Source organism: Aureibaculum flavum (genome assembly GCF_016406085.1).
In the GTDB taxonomy this organism is placed as follows: Bacteria; Bacteroidota; Bacteroidia; order Flavobacteriales; family Flavobacteriaceae; genus Aureibaculum; species Aureibaculum flavum.
The window spans coordinates 38,263-59,370 of the sequence record NZ_JAEHFJ010000015.1 but is presented as its reverse complement, the minus strand read 5'-3'; the positions used below and the strand labels follow the sequence as shown (position 1 = coordinate 59,370).

General features: G+C 31.3%; 13 protein-coding genes and 1 tRNA gene. 10 read left to right on the top strand and 4 right to left on the bottom strand.

Going from position 1 to position 21,108, the window contains the following annotated elements; translation table 11 throughout:
* Positions 1-266 precede the first annotated feature (266 nt).
* The 8 genes from JBL43_RS19405 to JBL43_RS19370 all read left to right on the top strand — a co-directional run bounded on the left by JBL43_RS19405 (position 267) and on the right by JBL43_RS19370 (position 13,163).
* Positions 267-1,934, top strand: a complete 1,668-nt coding sequence (locus JBL43_RS19405) for an OmpA family protein (RefSeq protein ID WP_198843017.1) — start codon at positions 267-269, stop codon at positions 1,932-1,934.
* 109 nt (positions 1,935-2,043) lie between these two features.
* The gene (locus tag JBL43_RS19400) at positions 2,044-3,609 is read left to right on the top strand and encodes an OmpA family protein (protein WP_198843016.1); all 1,566 of its coding nucleotides are present in this window, start codon (positions 2,044-2,046) and stop codon (positions 3,607-3,609) included.
* Between the two features lie 129 nt (positions 3,610-3,738).
* Positions 3,739-7,143 (top strand): isoleucine--tRNA ligase, encoded by a 3,405-nt coding sequence (ileS, locus tag JBL43_RS19395; protein ID WP_198843015.1) that lies wholly within the window; start codon positions 3,739-3,741, stop codon positions 7,141-7,143.
* A 5-nt stretch (positions 7,144-7,148) separates the two neighbouring features.
* On the top strand, positions 7,149-7,529 hold the full coding sequence (locus JBL43_RS19390; RefSeq protein ID WP_198843014.1) for a TraR/DksA family transcriptional regulator: 381 nt from the start codon (positions 7,149-7,151) through the stop codon (positions 7,527-7,529).
* A gap of 129 nt (positions 7,530-7,658) precedes the next feature.
* Positions 7,659-8,327: a DUF4097 family beta strand repeat-containing protein gene (locus tag JBL43_RS19385; protein WP_198843013.1), complete on the top strand. Its 669-nt coding sequence runs from the start codon at positions 7,659-7,661 to the stop codon at positions 8,325-8,327.
* 42 nt (positions 8,328-8,369) lie between these two features.
* Positions 8,370-9,101, top strand: a complete 732-nt coding sequence (locus JBL43_RS19380) for a lipoprotein signal peptidase (RefSeq protein ID WP_198843012.1) — start codon at positions 8,370-8,372, stop codon at positions 9,099-9,101.
* A gap of 34 nt (positions 9,102-9,135) precedes the next feature.
* Positions 9,136-10,941, top strand: a complete 1,806-nt coding sequence (gene uvrC / locus JBL43_RS19375; protein ID WP_198843011.1) for an excinuclease ABC subunit UvrC — start codon at positions 9,136-9,138, stop codon at positions 10,939-10,941.
* Entirely contained in the window at positions 10,941-13,163 is a 2,223-nt protein-coding gene (locus JBL43_RS19370) for a patatin-like phospholipase family protein (RefSeq protein ID WP_198843010.1), read from the top strand. Before uvrC ends, JBL43_RS19370 begins: the two co-directional genes overlap by 1 nt.
* A 16-nt stretch (positions 13,164-13,179) precedes the next feature.
* Here the strand turns inward: JBL43_RS19370 and JBL43_RS19365 are convergent, their stop codons facing one another.
* From JBL43_RS19365 to JBL43_RS19350, 4 genes are read right to left on the bottom strand one after another with little or no spacing between them, the layout of a single operon-like run.
* Positions 13,180-16,689 carry an efflux RND transporter permease subunit gene (locus tag JBL43_RS19365; RefSeq protein ID WP_198843009.1) on the bottom strand — a complete coding sequence of 1,170 codons (3,510 nt, stop codon included), beginning with the start codon at positions 16,687-16,689 and terminating at the stop codon, positions 13,180-13,182.
* A 10-nt stretch (positions 16,690-16,699) separates the two neighbouring features.
* Positions 16,700-17,872: an efflux RND transporter periplasmic adaptor subunit gene (locus JBL43_RS19360; RefSeq protein ID WP_198843008.1), complete on the bottom strand. Its 1,173-nt coding sequence runs from the start codon at positions 17,870-17,872 to the stop codon at positions 16,700-16,702.
* Positions 17,873-17,882: 10 nt separating this feature from the next.
* A complete protein-coding gene (locus tag JBL43_RS19355; protein WP_198843007.1) occupies positions 17,883-19,226 on the bottom strand; it encodes a TolC family protein in 1,344 nt (447 codons plus the stop codon).
* Between the two features lie 9 nt (positions 19,227-19,235).
* The gene (locus JBL43_RS19350) at positions 19,236-19,769 is read right to left on the bottom strand and encodes a TetR/AcrR family transcriptional regulator (protein WP_317193473.1); all 534 of its coding nucleotides are present in this window, start codon (positions 19,767-19,769) and stop codon (positions 19,236-19,238) included.
* 191 nt (positions 19,770-19,960) lie between these two features.
* On the opposite strand from JBL43_RS19350, the gene JBL43_RS19345 reads away from it, so the two are divergent.
* Positions 19,961-20,926: a polyprenyl synthetase family protein gene (locus JBL43_RS19345; RefSeq protein WP_198843005.1), complete on the top strand. Its 966-nt coding sequence runs from the start codon at positions 19,961-19,963 to the stop codon at positions 20,924-20,926.
* 69 nt (positions 20,927-20,995) lie between these two features.
* Positions 20,996-21,069, top strand: a tRNA-Ile gene (locus tag JBL43_RS19340).
* Positions 21,070-21,108 lie beyond the last annotated feature (39 nt).

Here is a 21,108-nt window from a genome sequence, read left to right as displayed (position 1 = left end):
TGGGTAATGGGAAAAGTAAATTAAAATAACTCTATAACAACCATAATTTATTTACAATATTTTACATTATTTTTAGGGTTAATAGATTTTTAGGATAATTTAATAATTAAATTATTTAACCTAAACAATACTATAACTATATATGATGACGTTATTAGAGGTAATAATTAGAATTTTTAACATTTTCTAATTTGCATAATTGTAAGAAATTACGCTTAAAAGCTATGAAAAAGGCAAAATGTTAATAGAAAAAAAATAACCTAATAATGAAAAAATATCTTGTAATAGTTTTATTGCTAAGTGTAGTATGCCTTTATGCCCAAGATGGCGGCGGTAAATTTTCCATAAATAATTTAGAAGTAAATACTGAACAATCTGAATTTGGTACAGCTTTTCACGGAACTGATAAATTGGTTTTTGCGGCACCAAGACGTGGCTTTAGAGTCATTCGAGATGTATGGGAACCAAATGGACAACGCTTTTTAGATTTATATGAAGGTGATATAAGTGAAGATGGTTCAATAGCAAATAAAAGAAAACTTAAAGGAGAAGTTAACTCAAGATACCACGAGGCTAGTGTAACTTTTACAAAAGATGGTAAAACTGTTTATTTTACAAGAGATAATTACTACAATAAAAAACTAGGAATAGACAATCAAGGGTATACAAACTTGGCCATGTTTAAAGCCACAGTAAATAATAAAGGGGAATGGATTAATATTATACCAATGCCTTTTAATAATGTTGAATATTCAGTAGGTCATCCGGCACTAAGTGATGACGAAAAGACATTGTATTTCACTTCAAATATGCCAGGTACTTTAGGCGAAACGGATATTTTTAAAGTAGAAGTTAATGAAAGTGGTTTTGGCAATCCTGAAAATTTAGGGCCAAAAGTTAATTCTAAAGCTAAAGATTGGTTTCCATTTGTAGATGGAGACATACTATATTTTTCATCTACAAGAAGTGGAGGAAAAGGTGGTATTGATATATATGCAAGTAAATTAAAAGGATATATAACAAACCCAGTAAACTTAAGTATCAATTCTGCAGGAGATGACTTTGCTTTTATTATCAATGGAGAAACAAGAAAAGGGTATTTTTCTTCAAATAGAGAAGAAGGCAGTAAAGGAGATGATGATATTTATTCGTTTATAGAAGAAGAACCAGTTGATTTCAAATGTTTACAAATGGTTACTGGTGATGTAAGAGATAAAATTTCTACTAGCTTATTGGCAGGTTCTGAGGTTATTCTAAGTGATAAAGACGGAAATGTAATTGAAACGGTAATTGTTAAAGATGATGCTACTTTTTCATTTGAAGTAGCATGTGAAACTGAATTCAAGTTAGAAGGTAAGAAGATTGGATTTGCACCTCAATCGATTTCCTTTACTACATCTAATGATGTTGATAAGGAATTGAAAATGCCTTTATTATTAGGTGCGGGTAATATGAATTATGCCGGTAATAATAATAATAATGGTACTCAAGGTACTCAGGGAGAGGGTGTAGATAAAAAACCAGAAGGTTTACCAGACGTTTTACCAGATGAAATAGTTAGATTACCTTCAGGTAATTATGGTGTAAACATCGAACCGATCTATTTTGATTTAAATTCTTCATATTTAAGTAAATCAGCTAAGACTGAATTACAAAAGGTGGTTGATTTAATGAATAAATATCCTAAGATGATTATTGAAGCGGCGTCTCATACCGATTCAAGAGCTCCGGCAGGTTATAATATTTGGTTATCTAATAACAGAGCTAAAAGAACTGTCGAGTATATTATTGGAAGAGGTATTGATTATTCAAGAATAGCAGGAAAAGGTTATGGAGAAACGCAATTAGTAAATGAATGTGATGATAACACTCCATGTACTGATGCACAACATCAGCAAAATAGACGTTCTGAATTTGTAATTATAAGAATGTAACTAAAACATATAAAACGAAAAAACCTTCAAATATTTTGAAGGTTTTTTCGTTTACATAGTGTTATACTTTGGCATAACGTTTGAATTAGACAAACAAGATATTACCCCAATGAGAACCCTAATAAATATATTTTTTATTGTAAGCACCCTTTTTTCTTTTGCACAAATTGAAAGAGCAGACTCTATTAAAGGTGCAGAGTATAGTATTAAAAACCTTAAGGTTAATACCAAATATCAAGATTTTGGTTCCACTTTTATGGGTAAAGATAAAATCGTTTTTTCTTCAAGTAGAAAAACTGCGGGTTTATCAAAGAGAAAATGGAAAGATAATGATCAACCTTTTTTAAATTTATATATAGGTGATCTTACCAACCAAGGTGAAATTACCAATGTAAAACCCTTTTCCAGTGATTTAAATTCCAAATATCACGATGCATTTGTGGCTTTTACACCTAATAATGATGAGGTATACTTTACCTCGAATAATTATATGGGTGGAAAATTAAAATCCGACGGACTTAAAATATTTAGAGCTACAGTTGATAAAAAAGGACATTGGAAAGATTTTTCTTCATTACCCTTTAATGATGATGATTATGATACAGGACATCCGATGATAAGTGCAGATGGTAAAAAGCTATACTTTGTGTCTAATATGCCAGGAACAATGGGCGATACTGATATTTTTGTGGTGGATTTAAACCAAGGGCATTATGGAAAAATCATTAATTTAGGTAAAACAATAAATTCTAAATATAAAGAATACTCACCCTATATTGATGGTGATGTTATTTATTTCTCTTCTAATAGACCAGGAGGCAAAGGTGGTTTTGATATATATATGACAAAATTAGACGGTTCAATTCCCGAGCCTATAAATTTAGGAGAGCCAATGAATAGTAAAGGAGACGATATCTCTTTTATTATAGATAGTGATAAATTGCAAGGGTATTTTTCATCCAATAGAAATGGAGGAATGGGTGACGATGATATTTATTCATTTAAACAAAAAACAACAATAGCTATTTGTGATCAAATTGCTACAGGTATTATTAAAGATAAAGTTACCGGAAATAGAGTTGGAAACGCTTTTGTTGCGTTAATTGATGAAAATGGTAACCATATTCGTAAAATTGAAACTGCCTTTGATGGTACTTATTATTTTGGAGTAGATTGTGCAGAAAATTACACCATAGAAGTTACGAAAAATGGATACTTTAGTAATACTATAAATTTAAGTACTTCGCATAAAAACGGTTATGACAACAATGAGGTTATCTTTATCGAAGAGAAAGAGTTTATGAACAGAAAAGATTATGAAATCTTAAATGTTCCAAATATTACGTTTACAATAAATACAGCTGAAATTACAGAAGCTTCAGAAAGAGCATTAGAAAAAGTAATGCGATTGATGAGTAAATATCCAAAAATGGTCATTGAATTTGGTGCACATACGGACTCAAGAGGTCCAGATGCCTATAATTTAAGCTTAACTAAAAGTAGAGCTGCCGCTACAGTAGACAATCTTATTGAAAAAGGCTTAGACCCACGTAGAATAACTGGCAAGGGTTATGGAGAAACAGAGTTACTTAATAAATGTGCCAATAACGTAAAATGTACGGAACTGGAACATTTAGAAAATAAACGAACAGAATTTGTGGTGATAAGAAAATAAAAAATCAAACGAATATATAATTATAAAAGAGCATCTTAAGAATTTTTTAAGATGCTTTTTTTTGTGTCTATAAATCAATATTTTCAATAAAATACGTAATTTCGCGACTCGAAAGAATTTTGAAAGAAAATGAGTACGCCATTTAAAGAATATAAAGGTTTAGACCTATCAAAAGTAGCTGATGAAACCCAACAATTTTGGGAAGAAAACGATATATTTCAAAAAAGTATCACTTCGCGTGATGCTAATAAACCATTTGTGTTTTACGAAGGTCCACCATCAGCAAATGGTTTGCCAGGTATCCATCATGTTATGGCTCGTACTATTAAAGATTTGTTTTGTAGGTATAAAACCTTACAAGGCTATCAAGTAAAGCGTAAAGCAGGTTGGGATACCCATGGTCTGCCAATTGAACTAGGTGTAGAAAAGGAATTGGGTATTACCAAAGAAGATATTGGTAAAAAAATATCAGTGGAAGAATATAACGAAGCTTGTAAAAAAGCAGTAATGCGTTATACCGATGTCTGGGAAGAACTGACTAGAAAAATGGGGCATTGGGTAGATATGAATGACCCGTATGTAACCTATAAACCAAAATATATAGAATCTGTTTGGTGGTTACTAAAAGAGATTTATAACAAGGGTTTAATGTATAAAGGCTATACGATTCAACCCTATTCACCTAAAGCTGGAACAGGATTAAGCTCGCACGAGTTAAACCAACCAGGTACATATCAAGATGTAACGGATACCACAGTAGTTGCACAGTTTAAAGTGATACCTGATACATTACCAGACCTTTTAAAAGGGGTTGATAATTTATACATGATAGCATGGACTACCACTCCATGGACTTTACCGAGTAATACCGCATTAACAGTTGGTAATAAAATTGATTACGTGGTAGTTTCAACGTATAATCAATATACTTTCGAACCTATCAAAGTAATTCTTGCTAAAAAATTAGTAGGTGGTCAGTTTGCAGGTAAGTTTGTAGAAGTAGAATCTGAAGATGAGTTGACGAATTATAAAGAAGGTAACAAAAAAATTCCTTACAAAATCATTGCCGAATGTAAAGGTGCTGATTTGATTGGTGTTAAGTACGAACAATTATTGCCTTATACGTTGCCTTATCAAAACCCAGAAAATGCATTTAGAGTTATCGCTGGTGATTTTGTAACCACAGAAGACGGTACTGGTATTGTACATACTGCTCCTACTTTTGGTGCAGATGATGCCATGGTAGCAAAACAAGCGGAACCAGAAGTTCCACCAATGTTGGTGTTAGATGAAAATGGAAATCCCGTTCCATTAGTAAATTTACAAGGTAAATTTAGACCAGAAATGGGTGAGTATGCCGGTAAATATGTAAAGAATGAGTATTACGATGATGGTAAAGCTCCTGAACGTTCTGTTGATGTGGAATTAGCAATTAAGTTAAAAGAAGAAAACAAAGCTTTTAAGGTTGAAAAATACAAGCACAGTTATCCCAATTGTTGGCGTACCGATAAACCAATTTTATACTACCCTTTAGATTCTTGGTTTGTAAAGGTATCTGATAAGAAGGATAGAATGTATGAACTGAATCAATCAATTAATTGGAAACCGAAATCAACTGGTGAAGGCCGTTTTGGAAATTGGTTAAAAAATGCTAATGATTGGAATTTATCACGTTCACGCTTTTGGGGAATTCCACTTCCTATTTGGAGAACAGAAGATGGTAAAGAAGAAATAATAATAGGTTCTGTAGAAGAGCTGAAAGCTGAAATGAATAAAGCAGTTGAAGCAGGATTTATGGATGCTGATATTTTTGCCAATTTTGAAGTTGGTAACATGGCTGAAGAAAATTACAATCTATTAGACCTTCATAAAAATATAGTAGACAAAATTACATTGGTTTCATCAACAGGGAAACCAATGGAACGTGAATCTGACTTAATTGATGTTTGGTTTGATTCAGGTTCTATGCCTTATGCACAATGGCATTATCCATTTGAGAACAAAGAATTAATTGACGAAAATAAATTTTATCCTGCAGATTTTATTGCAGAAGGTGTAGATCAAACCAGAGGATGGTTTTATACGTTACATGCTATTGGAACATTAGTGTTCGATTCAAATGCGTATAAAAATGTAGTGTCTAACGGATTGGTATTAGATAAAGAAGGTAAAAAAATGTCAAAGCGTTTAGGTAACGCTGTTGATCCTTTTGAGACCATGAAGACACATGGTGCAGATGCCACACGTTGGTACATGATTTCAAATGCAAACCCATGGGATAATTTAAAATTTGATATTGAGGGAATTGAAGAAGTAAGACGTAAGTTTTTTGGTACACTGTATAATACCTATTCCTTTTTTACTTTATATGCCAATATCGATAAATTCGCTTATGCTGAAGACGATATAGATATCAACGAGAGACCAGAAATTGATCGTTGGGTACTTTCTGAACTAAATACTTTGATTAAGAATGTAGAAGAGTATTATAATGATTATGAACCGACAAAAGCAGCAAGAGCCATACAGAATTTTGTAACAGAAAATTTGAGTAACTGGTTTGTGCGTTTAAGCAGAAGACGTTTTTGGAAAGGAGATTATCAACAAGATAAAATATCGGCATATCAAACATTGTATACCTGTTTGTTAACCGTTGCAAAATTAAGTTCGCCAATTGCACCTTTTTATATGGATCAATTGTACAAAGACCTTACTAATGTAACAAGTGGTAATGAACCAGAATCAATACATTTAGCAGAATTCCCTAAATATGATGCCTCTTTTATTGATGCAGCTTTAGAAAGAAAAATGCAAAAAGCACAAGCTATATCTTCGATGGTATTATCATTACGTAAAAAGGAAATGATAAAAGTGCGTCAACCATTACAACGTATAATGATTCCTGTTTTAGGAGATCAAGATAGAGAGGATATTGAAGCAGTTGAAGAGTTGATAAAATCTGAAGTAAATGTAAAAGCTATTGAATTGATTGATGATGCTTCAGGAATTTTAGTAAAAAATATCAAACCAAATTTTAAGGTATTAGGCCCTAAATTTGGAAAAGATATGCGTTTGGTAGCGGCTGAAATTGGAAAATTGACACAAGATGATATTGTCACTATCGAAAAAGAAGGTGAAATTTCTTTAGAAATAGGAGAAAAAACCTTATGTTTAACCATAGATGAAGTGGAAATATCATCACAAGACATAGAGGGATGGCTAGTTATTAACCAAGGCAATTTAACTGTAGCTTTAGACGTTACTATTTCTGAAGAATTGCGTAAAGAAGGTATTGCTAGAGAGTTAGTTAATCGAATTCAGAATTTAAGAAAAGAATCAGGATTGGAAGTAACTGATAAAATAAAATTAAAAATAGAAAAAGATGGTATAGTTGATGATGCCATTTTAGCGAATGCAACCTATATTAAAAATGAAACATTAACGAACGAGTTACTTTTAGAAGATAAAGTAATTGATGGTATAGAAATTGTATTTGATAATGTAAATACAAAATTATTAATTCAAAAAAATTAATCAATATGAGTGAGAATAAAGAAAGATATTCAGATGCTGATTTGAATGAATTTAAAGAAATCATCTTGAAAAAGATTGATAACGCAAAGGAAGATTTAGCTTTAATTAATAGTGCCTATAAAAATGACAGTAATAATGGCACTGATGATACTTCGCCAACGTTCAAAGCGTTTGAAGAAGGATCAGAGACTATGTCAAAAGAATCTAATGTGCAATTGGCAATTCGTCAAGAAAAGTTTATCAGAGACTTGAAGAATGCCTTGTTACGAATAGAAAACAAGACTTACGGCATCTGTCGTGTAACAGGAAAACTAATTCAAAAAGGACGTTTGAAATTAGTACCACATGCTACGCTTAGCATAGAAGCAAAAAACATGCAATCATAACTAAGGGCTTCCATTCGGAAGCCTTTTTTATTACTTTACATTGAGTTTCCATTTATTGTGGTCAAGTTTAGAATAAGCTTTTGTACTCACAATTAAAAGCTTAAATACAAGAATAGATTTAAACAAAAATTGAAAATATTATATTACATATTTATTTTGTTAATTTCTTTATCTATTAGTGCTCAAAAAAAGGTGCTAAAGGAAGTTGACTTTAATAATCAAAATATTGAAGTGCAATTTGAGGATATTGATTTATTAGAGATTGTTCGAACAGAAGATCAAAAAATAAGTATTTCAATGGTCGATTACGTTGAAAATACTACACAATTAGAAATTGAAAATGTTGGAAATAATATTAGAATTATTTCTAAAAGTTTAATTCCTTTCGAGCCAAATTCAAAAATCGAAAAATTTTGTTACCTGCAACCATTATTTCCTTCTTATAAACTTTCATTGCCTAAAGGGAGTGCTGTTGAAATTAGTTATAAAAATGGGAATATTGAAGTGGTAAGTTTTACCGGTAATATGGATCTCAGGTTGAATACTGGCGATGTGAAAATTGATGATTTCAAGGGAAGTATAACTACAGAATTGCTATTTGGAAATATCAATGCAACAATTAGAGACACTGAGGTGAATATTATATCGAATCATGGAGATATTACAACTACTTTTCCTTCAGAACAATGGCAAAAGACGGATATTTCTTTAAAAGGGATTTTAGGAATTAATAATAATTTGTTAAAGGTAGAATCTATCAGTGCAAATATTAACCTTAAGACTATTGAAACTCAATAATATTCTTATTTTTGCTAAACTTTTTAGAAAAAGACTTCGTTGATGAAAAAAGCCGTTATTATAATTATAATCATTCTATTGATAGATCAATGGAGTAAAATCTATATCAAAACACACTTTGTTTTGGGAGATGATTTTAAAGTGTTGGGTTTAGATTGGTTTAGAATTCACTTTATTGAGAATTACGGCATGGCTTGGGGAACAGAATTTGGAGGTTCTAATGGTAAGTTATTTTTAACCTTATTTCGTTTAATAGCTATTGTAGGTATTGGCTACTGGTTATATTCAGCTGTAAAATCAAATGGTCACAAAATATTAATTGTTGCCATAGCGTTTATTTTTGCAGGAGCATTAGGTAATATTATTGACTCTGTATTTTATGGCGTTTTATTTGGTGACAGTCATGGAACATTAGCAACATTTTTACCTGAAGAAGGTGGCTATGGTACATTATTTCATGGTAAAGTAGTCGATTTATTTTATTTTCCAATCGTAGAAAATGCTCAATTACCCTCTTGGATTCCTGAGATTGATTTTAATTGGCCCGATTGGATACCTGGTATCGGAGGGAATAACTTTTCTTTATTTGTAGATAGAAATTTCACGTTTTTTCAGTATATTTTTAACGTTGCTGATGCATCAATTACGGCAGGAGTCGGGTTACTACTAATTTTCAATAAAAAGGTTTTTCCTAAAAAAGAGAAAGTTGAAGAACCTAAAAATTATATTGAACCACCTGTAGTCGTAACGCATTATGAAAAGCCAAAATCATAATTTTAAAATGGAGTTAATTTCTTAACTTCGTTGCATGCAAAACACCGATTTAGAACTTCAAGTAAAAACCTTACCCAATACGCCCGGTGTTTATCAATATTTTGATAAGGATGATGCAATTTTATATGTAGGTAAGGCCAAAAATTTAAAAAAGCGTGTAAGTTCTTACTTTACAAAAAATCACGACTACGGTAAAACTAAAGTCTTAGTAAAAAAGATTGCTTCCATAAAACATATTGTCGTTTCTACGGAGATGGATGCCTTGTTGTTGGAAAATAATCTTATAAAAAAATATAAGCCACGGTATAATATTTTATTAAAAGATGATAAAACATATCCATGGATATGTATTAAAAAAGAGCCATTTCCTAGAGTGTTTTTAACTAGAAATGTCATTAAAGATGGGTCGGAATATTTTGGCCCCTATACCTCGGTCAGAACAGCAAAAGCTTTATTGTCTCTAATAAAAGAACTCTATCAATTACGTACTTGTGTTTATGATTTATCGCAAAAAAATATAGCTACAGGTAAATATAAGGTTTGTTTAGAATACCATATAAAAAATTGTAAAGGCCCATGTGAAGGCTTACAGTTGGAAGAGGAATATCTAGAAAATATTAATGCAATTAGAAATATTATTAAAGGTAATTTTAAATCTTCATTGGAACATTTTAAAGATGTTATGTTCAAATTTGCTGAAAATCACGAATTTGAAGAAGCTCATAGCATAAAAGAAAAAATAGATTTATTGGCTAATTATCAGGCAAAATCAACGGTTGTAAATCCGTCAATTTCAAATGTAGATATATTTTCAATAATTTCGGATGAGAGTTTTGCGTATGTAAATTTTTTTAAAATAATGAATGGTGCTATTATCCAATCGCATACTACAGAAATTAAGAAGAAATTAGATGAAACAGATAAACATTTACTGGAATTATCTATTATAGAAATAAGACAACGGTTTAATTCGCAATCAAAGGAAATTTATGTACCTTTTAAAGTTAATGTTGGTAATGAAATAAAGGTGACGGTTCCAAAACAGGGTGACAAAAAGCAAATAGTTGATCTGTCCTTGCGAAATGCTAAATATTTTAGGCAAGAACGTTTTAAACAAATTAAAATAGTTGACCCAGATAGGCATACTAACAGAATCATGGCTCAAATGCAAAAGGATTTACGGTTGCCAAAAGAGCCACGTCAAATAGAATGTTTTGATAATTCTAATATACAAGGAACACACCCAGTAGCGTCTTGTGTTGTTTTTAAAAATGGTAAACCCAGTAAGAGCGATTATAGAAAGTATAATATAAAAACAGTTGAAGGTCCAGATGATTTTGGCTCTATGGAAGAGGTTGTTCATAGAAGATATAAACGCTTGCTAGATGAAGGACAAGAGTTACCGCAGCTAATTGTTATTGATGGAGGAAAAGGGCAGCTATCATCAGCATTAAAAAGCCTTGATGTGTTAGGTTTACGAAAAAAAATAGCAATAATTGGTATAGCAAAACGCTTGGAAGAGATTTTTTATCCTGACGATCCAATTCCATTGTATCTAGATAAAAAATCGGAAACGTTAAAAATAATACAACAATTGCGAAATGAAGCTCACAGGTTCGCTATAACTTTTCATAGAAATAAGCGAAGTAAAAGTGCTATTCAAACCGAGTTAGAGCAGATTCCTGGTATTGGTAAACAAACTGTAGAAAGTTTATTAAAACAGTTTAAATCTGCCAAAAGGGTTTCTGAAGCATCCCTAAAAGCTATTGAAGAAGTAATAGGTACTTCTAGAGCAACCAAAGTGTATAATTATTATCATTTAAAGAAAAAGGACTCTTAATGTTAAAAAAAATAGTAATCATATTATTACTTATCCAAGCACAAGTTATGCTTGGGCAGGATACTCCAAAGCCTCAAAAAGATATAAAAGTAGGTTTAGTTTTAAGTGGAGGTGGAGCTAAGGGTTTTGCACATATTGGAGCATTAAAAGTTTTAGAAGAAGCTGGTGTTAGGATAGATTACATTGGAGGTACAAGCATGGGTGCTATTATCGGATCACTATATTCGTCGGGGTATTCAGCAGATGAGTTAGATTCGATAGTAACAGCTTTTGATTTGAATGAATTAATGCAAGACAATTTACCTCGAAAATCAAAATCTATTTATCAAAAAGAGAATACAGAAAAGTATGCATTAACGCTTCCCATAAAAAATGGAGGTGTTCAGTTGCCAACTGCACTTTCAAAAGGGCAAAATATATTTAACCTCTTATCTCAACTTACGGAACATGTTCATAGTATTAATGATTTTTCGAAATTACCTATTCCGTTTTTTTGCGTTGCAACAGATTTAGAAAGTGGCACAGCAAAAATTTTGGAAGATGGTTTTTTACCTGAAGCCGTTAGGGCAAGTGGTTCTTTTCCAACGTTGTTAGATCCTGTTGAGATTAATGGAAAATTGTTAACAGATGGAGGTATTACGAATAACTTCCCCGTAGATGTAATGAAGGAGAAAGGTGTAGATGTAATTATTGGAATAGATGTTCAAGATAAATTAAAAGGGCAAAAAGGATTGAACTCTGCCTTTGAAATTGTAATGCAAATTGTAAGTTTTCAAATGTATACGGATGCCGTAAGCAAGCGAAATCAAACAGATATTTATATACATCCAGATATAAGTGACTTTAATGTAGTTTCTTTTGATTTAACAAAAGATATCATAGAAAGAGGGAGAAGTGCTACAGATAAACAGTTAGGTGCATTACAAAAAATTGCAAAAAACCAAATTACAAAAGAGAGAATCAAAAGAGTTATTCCGATTGCAAATGAAAAACTAATTATAAACGAAATTAGTGTCATGGGAAATAAAAATTACACGAACAAATATATCATTGGTAAGTTAAATTTTAAAGAAAAAGATTCTATCTCTTATGATAAATTTACGGAGGGAATAAATAATTTATCCGCTACAGGTAATTTCAGAAATATTCAATATCAATTTCTTCCGAGTGAAAAAGGTACGACATTACAGTTAAAATTGAAAGAAGAAGAAATGTCTACTTTTTTACAATTAGGTATCCATTATGATGATTTATATAAAACAGGAGTATTGTTAAACGTAACTTCAAAACACGCTCTTTTAAAAAATGATGTGCTTTCCGCAGATCTTGTTTTAGGAGATAATATTCGGTATAATTTAGATTACTTTATAGATAATGGGTTTCATTGGAGTTATGGTGTTAAAACACGATATAATAACTTTGAAAAGTCTTTTTTTGAGAATTTAATTAATGATGATGCATCAGGTGTAACTGTTGGTAAAGTTCCCATTGATTATAATGATTTTACAACGCAGCTATATTTACAAAATTCATTTACTAAAGGGATTGCGATACGGTTAGGAGCAGAGAATAAATTGATTAGAACCTATTTCGAAACTATAGAAAGTAACCAGACCATAAAGAATTTTATTGATAACACTTCGTATGTTAGTGCATATACAAATTTGGTATTAGATACTTATGATAATAAGTACTTCCCTAAAAAAGGACTTTATTTTTTTGTAGATTATCATGCTTATTTAACGGCTTCAAATTTTGACAATAGTTTTAAACCGTTTACACAATTAAAAGGAGAGTTATCTGGGGCGTTTACAATTGGAAATAGATTTACCACTCATATTGTTTCTCAGGCCGGAATTACTTTGGGCGATGGTCCACGAGTATTTAATTATTTTTTAGGAGGAGCTAATAAAAACTATATTAATAATTTTTATAATTTTTATGGCTATGATGTTGCTGATTTAGCCGAGAGTGCATTTTTAAAAACAGCGGTTACATTACGTTATGAATTATTTAATAAAAATTATATTTCTTTAATTTCGAATGTAGCCCGAGTCGAAAATGATTTATTAAATGAAGGAGAAATTTTTGACAATACTAAACTTGGTTTTGCTGCGGGTTACAGCATTGAATCTTTTTTAGGTCCGCTAGAAGTAAAGTATACTTGGTCACCTGATACTGGGCGAAATTACTGGTTATTTAATGTGGGTTTTTGGTTTTAAAAACCCACATTAAAAATTATGGAGTTACTTCTTCTATTCCCACAGTTTCAATTGTATCATTTTTCTTTAGTGTTCGCAACCACATCTTAAATTTAGTGATTAGAAAAAATAAAATTGGTACTACTATTAATGTTAAAAATGTAGCTACAAATAGTCCGTAAATTACTGTCCATGCTAGTGGACCCCAAAAAACAACATTATCTCCACCCATGTAAATATTAGGATCCAATTCCTTAAATAAAGTAAAGAAGTTAATATTTAACCCTATTGCTAATGGAATTAATCCAAGAATTGTAGTAATGGCTGTTAATAATACTGGACGCAAACGTGCTTTACCCGCTTTTACAATTGCTTCATATAAATCATTTGTTTCTAAATAATCTTCTTTTTCTAAATTAAGGTTGAACTTTTTTCTATCAATTAGGAGTTGGGCATAATCAAGTAACACCACACCATTGTTTACTACAATTCCTGCTAGTGAAATAATACCCACCATAGTCATCATAATTACAAATGAACTACCTGCGATAACAATACCACCAAATACACCAATAAAACTCAAGAAAATAGCCAGCATAATTATTGCGGGTTTAGATACAGAGTTGAATTGGAAAATTAAAATGAAGAATATTAAACCAAGTCCTGTAAAAAAAGCACCGACTAAGAAAGTCATTTGTTTATTTTGTTCTTCAATTTGACCAGTATAATCAATGTTTACATTCTCTGGTAAATTTTCATAACTTTTCATTTCATTCTGAATTTGAGTTACGATAGCTCCAGCATCTGTGTAGCCAGGTGATAGTGCAGAATAAACCGTTACAACACGTTTTGTCTCTTTATGTTTAATCGCACTAAATCCTGAATTATTTTCATATGTTGTAATAGAAGAAATAGGTACACTTTTTATTTGACCTGTATTATCTCTAAAGGTAATATTCTGATTAAATAAGGCACTGGTATTGTATTTATTTTCCTTATTAAAACGTACATAAATATCAAAATCATCACCATCTTCTTTATAAATTCCAGCTTTAGATCCGAATATAGAATTTCGTAATTGTTGCCCAACTTGAGATGCACTTACGCCTAATTCACCGGCTTTTTCTCTATCAACGACGACACGCATTGCAGGTTTGTCTTTGTTTACATCAATTTTTAATTCATCAATACCAGAAATATTTTTAGTATTAATAAATTCACGCATGTTTTCTGCAACAGCAATCAATTCATTATAGTCGTTACCTTCAATTTCAATATTAATTGGAGAACCAGCTGGAGGACCATTAGCATCTTTTTCAACTGAAATTAATACGCCAGGATAAATACCAACTAAGGCTTTTTGTACTTCTTGACGCAATAATTCACTATCCTCTCCTTGACGGAATTTAAATTCTCTCATTGAAGCCGTAATTTTTGCTTTATGAGGTGTCTCAGCTGCAGAACCCATATCTGTTTGTGCATTTCCAGCACCAGCACCAACTTGCGATACGGTACTTTCAACCATGAAATTTTGACCATCTGCGGCCAAATACTGCTCTTGATTAAGCGTTTTATAAACTCGATTTTCAATTTCTTTAGTAATAGCATTGGTTTTTGCAATGTCTGTACCTTCTGGATATTCTATATAGACAATAATTTGATTAGGTTTATTATCTGGGAAAAATTCCACCTTGGTACGTTGACTCGATAATGAAGCACCGAAAGCAACAAATGCAAGTATTAATAACACAAAAGTACCAATACTTAATACATATGGCATTTTTCCGGAAAGTGCACCACGAAGCATTCGTTCATACCAATTCTCTAATTTTACAAGTGTTTTAGTTTGGAAGCTGTTCGCCCATTTACGCAGAAATAATCTGTACACCCAAAGCATAATTGCAGTAAACACCATCAGTGTTCCTAGAGCTCTATATTCGCCGCCGAAAATAATTATTAAAGTACCAATTACAGCCATAATAACTGTGGTTCTAATGATACGATTTAATGGCATGTTTTCATCGTCAATACTCATGAATTGAGAGACTAAAACCGAATTAAAGAAAATTGCTACAAAAAGTGATGATCCCAATACAACGGAAAGCGTAATTGGTAAAATCATCATAAAATCACCCATAATTCCTGGCCATAAACCTAAAGGGATAAAGGCCGCAACCGTAGTAGCTGTAGAAATAATTATAGGAAAAGCAATTTCGCCAATACCTTTTTTCGCAGCTTCAATACGACTCATTCCTTCTTCATCCATGAGTCGGTATACGTTCTCCACTACTACAATACCATTATCTACCAACATACCTAACCCCATAATTAATCCGAAAAGAACCATGGTATTTAAGCTATGTCCTAGAAGTTCTAATATCATTAAAGACATAAACATAGACATTGGAATTGCAAACCCTACAAAAATGGCGTTTTTAAAACCTAAAAAGAACATTAAAACAGTAACTACTAAGATAATTCCAAAAATGATATTGTTTACTAAATCATCTACTTGACCAATAGTTTTTGGAGATTGGTCATTGGCAACGGTTACACTTAGATCTTGAGGGAATACATTTTTTACAGCCTCTTTAACTATAACTTGTATTTGTTCTGCCGCCGCAACCATGTTTTTTCCAGCTCTTTTTTTAACGTCAAGCATAACAACTGGTTCTCCATGTTCTCTGGCGTAAGTAGTTTTATCTTCTTCTTTAAAACTTATAGATGCAATATCTTTTAAGTATATCGCATGACCATTTTCAGATTTTACAACAAAATTTTCTAATTCATTCGGGTTTTGAATTTCTCCAAGTATTCGTATGGTTCTTCTTTGTCCACTAGTTATTAAATTACCAGCAGACATGGTAACATTACCACTATTAATGGATCCAATAACATCGTTAAATGTTACTTCAGCCGCCATCATTTTGAAAATATCTACAGCAACTTCTACCTCTTTATCTTGTGCTCCACGAATATCTGCTTTTTTAATTTCCTGTATGTCTTCAATTTCATCCTGCAAGTACTCAGCATATTCTTTTAGTTTTTCAATTGGATAATTTCCTGAAATATTAATATTAAGAATAGGCATTTCTTCAGAAAGACTTAAGTCAAACACGTCTGGTTCAACTTTTGCCTCATTAAATGTAGGCCAATCTTCACCTGATGTTTCTTGGTCAATTTCGTCTTTTACTTTTTGTTTCGCTTGCTCTACAGTAATGTTCTCATCAAATTCCACAATAACCATTGCGTAATCTTCTTGAGATGTTGAGGTGATTTCAACCACATTACTCACACTTTTTAATCGATCCTCTAAAGGATCAGTAATTAGCTTCTCTATATCTTCTGCAGTATTTCCAGGGTAAACAGTACTTACATAAATTTTTGTTTCATTTACTTCCGGAAAATTTTCCCTAGGCATACTGAAAAAAGCAGCAATACCTAAGTAGAAAATTACCGCAATAAGAACGTACATGGTCGTCTTATTATTGATTGCCCAAGACGATAAACCAAATTCCTTATCGATTATTTTTTTCTTTTTTGTCATCGTTTTTGGTTTAATATTTTATCACTTTTACGGTTTGCCCATCTTTTACACTACGAGCTCCTTCTTTAATAATTTCGGAGCCGCTCTCAATACCTTCAAGTACTTCAATAACATCACCTTGAGTTTTACCAGTTTTAATAATAACTTTTTTAGCGACACCTTCTTCTTTAGCATTTTTATCAGAAACAATATAAATATATTGTTCGCCATCAGCATTTTCAGAAATGATACTTTGTGGAATTAACACTGCTTTTTCATTAGTGTAATCGTTAATCTTAAGTTTTGCAGTCAAATTAGGTTTGATTGATTTGTCTTTATTAGGTACAGCAACTTCAACTTTGAAGGTTCTATTAGCAGGATTGATAAAATCACCCGCTTGTCGGATAGTAGTTTTTATTTCTTGTCCTAAAACGGGGAAGTTTACAGTTACATCTTTGCCTTTAGTAACATTTGATATATAACTTTCAGGAACATCAGTTTCTATATACATATTATCAAGATTAATAATACGCATTAATTGTGATTGGCCGGCCGCTACAACACTTCCTTGTTCAGTGATGATATCATCTATCACACCAGAAAACGGAGCTCTTATATTAGTTTTACCTAATTGTTGCTTCATTTGATTAACCGATTCTGTTTGCGATTCGTAAGTTGATTTTGCTTGTAAATATTGAATTTCACTACCTATGTTTTGATCCCAAAGTCTTTTTTGACGCTCAAAAGTCGTTTTTGCTAAATCCGCTTGAATTTGTATTTGAGATAATTGTTGACTTAACCCACCATCATCAACTTTAGCCAATAGTTGGCCTTTACTCACTTTTTGTCCTTCTTTAACATAAATTCTTGAAAGAATGCCATTATATTCAGGATAAATTACAAGAAGATTTTTAGTAGTTACATTCCCTTGAATTTCTAAAACATGTTTAAATACTTCTTGTTTTGCTGTAATTGTTGTTATTAGTGGTACATTTTGAACTGTATCTATAGTTGAAATAGCTTCGTCTAACAACTTTATTTTGTCATGTATCGCTTGCTGATCATTTACAAGTTCAGAACGTTTAGCACGTATTTTTTCTAAATTGTTAGTTTCTAAAATATTCTCGACGGAATTCTTACTTTCTTCACCTCCACATGATACAATTAGAAGTGTAACTATTAATGTTGAAATTATATTTTTCATATTATTTATCTTAGTTGTTTGGTGTATTTAAAATAGTTTCGAGAGCTGCTTTCTCATTAATAACATCTAGCATCGTTTGTAAAAATTCTTGTTGAGCAGCATATAATTGAATTTGTGCTTGTCTTAATTCGAAGCTGGTGGAAATTCCTTCAAAGAATTTTATTTGATTCTTTTTTTCTATGCGTTCTGCCAAGTTTAAGTTTTTCTTTTTGTTTTGATAATCTTCAATTGCAAATTGATAATTACTTTTTGCTGATTCTATTTGTAAGAGCAACTGCTGTTCAGTTTCAGTTAAATCGTTATTGCTTTTTTTTAAGTTAATTTTGGCACGTTGAGTAGCTGAACTACGCATACCAGAACTAAATATTGGGATATTTAAACTCACTCCAAATAATGAAGATCCAAACCATTGTTGATTACTTTTTGCAAATGAAAAATCTTCACTATAACCAGTATAACCGCCATTAATAAATGCGTTTAAAGTTGGAAGTGCTTTACTTTTTTCAAGTTTAAGTAATAGCTCTTTTGATGTTTTGTCGTTAAATGCTATTTTATAATCAATGGTGTTTTCTACGTTTTCTCCATAATTTAAAAGCTCTAATGATATGTTTTGATTGGTTAAATTTTCTAAATCATCAAGCAAGGTGGTGTTTGTATTCAAATCTAAACCAATTGTTATGTTCAACATTTGATACGCCAAGGTCTTTAACCTTAAAGTATTGTTTAAGTTGCTTTCAATGCCAGATAAGGTTATTTGTAGTTGTTCTACACTTTCTTCTTCCTCTAATCCATTTTCATAAATTTTAGTAGTTTCATTAAGATTCTTTTGTAAAACAGCTTTGTTTTTTTCGAGTATTTTAACACTTTCTTCGGCTAATAGAACATTACCATAGGCATTAATAACAGCTTTTCTAATTTCTAAATCAGTCTTTTCTTTTGCATTTTTTGATATTTCTAAAAATACTTTTGCAGATTGCAACCCTACTAAATAGGAGCCATCAAACAACAATTGTTTTAGGGTTACCGTTGCATCCATAGATTGTTTTGTGCTAAAGACAACTTCAGCATATTCTCCTGCATTTCCTCCAAAAAATTCGGCAGGTATTAATGAGACTTGCTGTTTTAACCAGTTGTTGTAATTTATAGAAGCATCAACTTGTGGTAATCCAATTGCCGTTGTCTCCCATTTTTGCTTTTTTGCAGCATCTATATCCAGCAAAGCATTTTTAGCTGTTCTATTATTCTCTAATGCAAAGTCAATAGCTTGTTGTAAACTAAAACTTTTAGAATTTTCTTGCGAAAACCCATAGGTCGTTAATAGAAGGCATACAATAAGTAGTGAAAATTTATTCATTTATATATGTTATTTATTGTCAATAATTGTGTTTAAAACCTCTAGGCCTTTAGGTGTACAAATTCCTCTTAAGTGGTACTCTAAATAATTATCCATAAGTGAACTAATAGGGAATTGCTTGTTTGAAAATAGTTCTTGGTTTTTTAAAGAAACCATATTATGAAAATATAAAATTGATATAAAGTCTATATCAATAGAGTCTCTATAAAGTTTTTGGGCTAAGCCTCGTGATAAATTTTCCTTAACACAAGTGTCCATAACTTCAAACTGTTTTTTGTTTAAAGTAGTAAAAAGCTTAGGATAATATTTTTGTAATTGATATTGAGGAGATGTCTTTTCATCTTTTAGAAAATTCATAACAAATATTTTTATTTCAAATATTTCATCAATAGGGTTTTTATTTAATGCACAAATTCCATTTATACCACTGCTTATCATATTGAAAGTGTGCAATGTTGTCGCCTCAACAAGTTTTGTTTTATTTGCATAATGCTGATATATGGTTTTCTTTGAAATACCCATTTTATGAGCAATATCATCCATAGTTACGCTTTTGAATCCGTAATTCATAAATAAATCAGAAGCTGTATTTAATATTTTATCCTTCATAATTACGGCAAAAATACAATACGGAAACTTAATAAACAAAAAAAGTTTCCAAAGTTTTGTAAAATTTATTTATTTCTATTTTCTTTTACAAATCATTACGTTATTTTTACAAAAAATATTAAAATTTGGAATTAGAAAGTTATAAAAAGCTGTTTTTAGGGCATTTATCAGATAAAATCGAAGTAAAAGAACCAGTAAATTTATATGAACCTATATATTATATATTAAATATAGGAGGTAAAAGGTTACGGCCAGTCATGTGTTTATTGAGTTGTGATATTTTTGGAGGAAAGGTTGAAACTGCATTAGATGCTGCTTTGGCTATAGAAATGTTTCATAATTTTTCATTAATTCATGATGATATAATGGATGCAGCTCCTTTAAGAAGAGGAAATGTAACAGTCCATAATAAATGGAATTTAAACACAGGAATATTGTCTGGTGATGCATTGTTGGTTTGGGCTCAACAATTATTAGAATCATATGAAGGAAAAACGTATAAAGCATTAAATACATTGTTTACAAAAACTGCTCTAGAAGTGTGTGAGGGTCAGCAATATGATTTTGATTTTGAAACTACATTTAATGTGGATGTGAATCAATACGTGGCAATGATAACTCAAAAAACAGCAGTATTAGTGGCAGCATCCCTAAAGTTTGGAGCCATAATAGCTGGAGCAAGTGATGAAGATTCAAAAAATGTTTATAATTATGGGTTGAATTTGGGAATAGCATTTCAATTACAAGATGATTATTTGGATATATATGCGGTAGAAGATTTTGGAAAACAAAAGGCAGGTGATATTATTGAAAATAAAAAAACGTTTTTATTTTTAAAGGCTTTAGAGTTAGCAAATGAAGAAGATAGAGAACAGTTGATTCAATTTTATAGTACAAAAGAGTATTCTGAGCGTAAAATTGAAAGTGTAATCACTTTATTTGATACTTATAAAATCCCATTATTAATAGAATTGGAAATTCAAAAATATACAGCTATGGCTATTCAAAACATTGAAAACCTAACTGTTAGTAAGTTTAAAAAGTCAAGCTTAGTAAGTTTTGCGAATCGTTTGATGGAAAGGAAAATATAAATGATCAATCAAATATTGCTAAAATATTGTAAAGTTTGTAAATAAATAGTAATATTGCACTCCAAATTTGGACCCATAGCTCAGTTGGTTAGAGCACCTGACTCATAATCAGGGGGTCGAAGGTTCGAGCCCTTCTGGGTCCACTGTTATGAAATTAGGAAATGAAAATTTACAAGAAATTT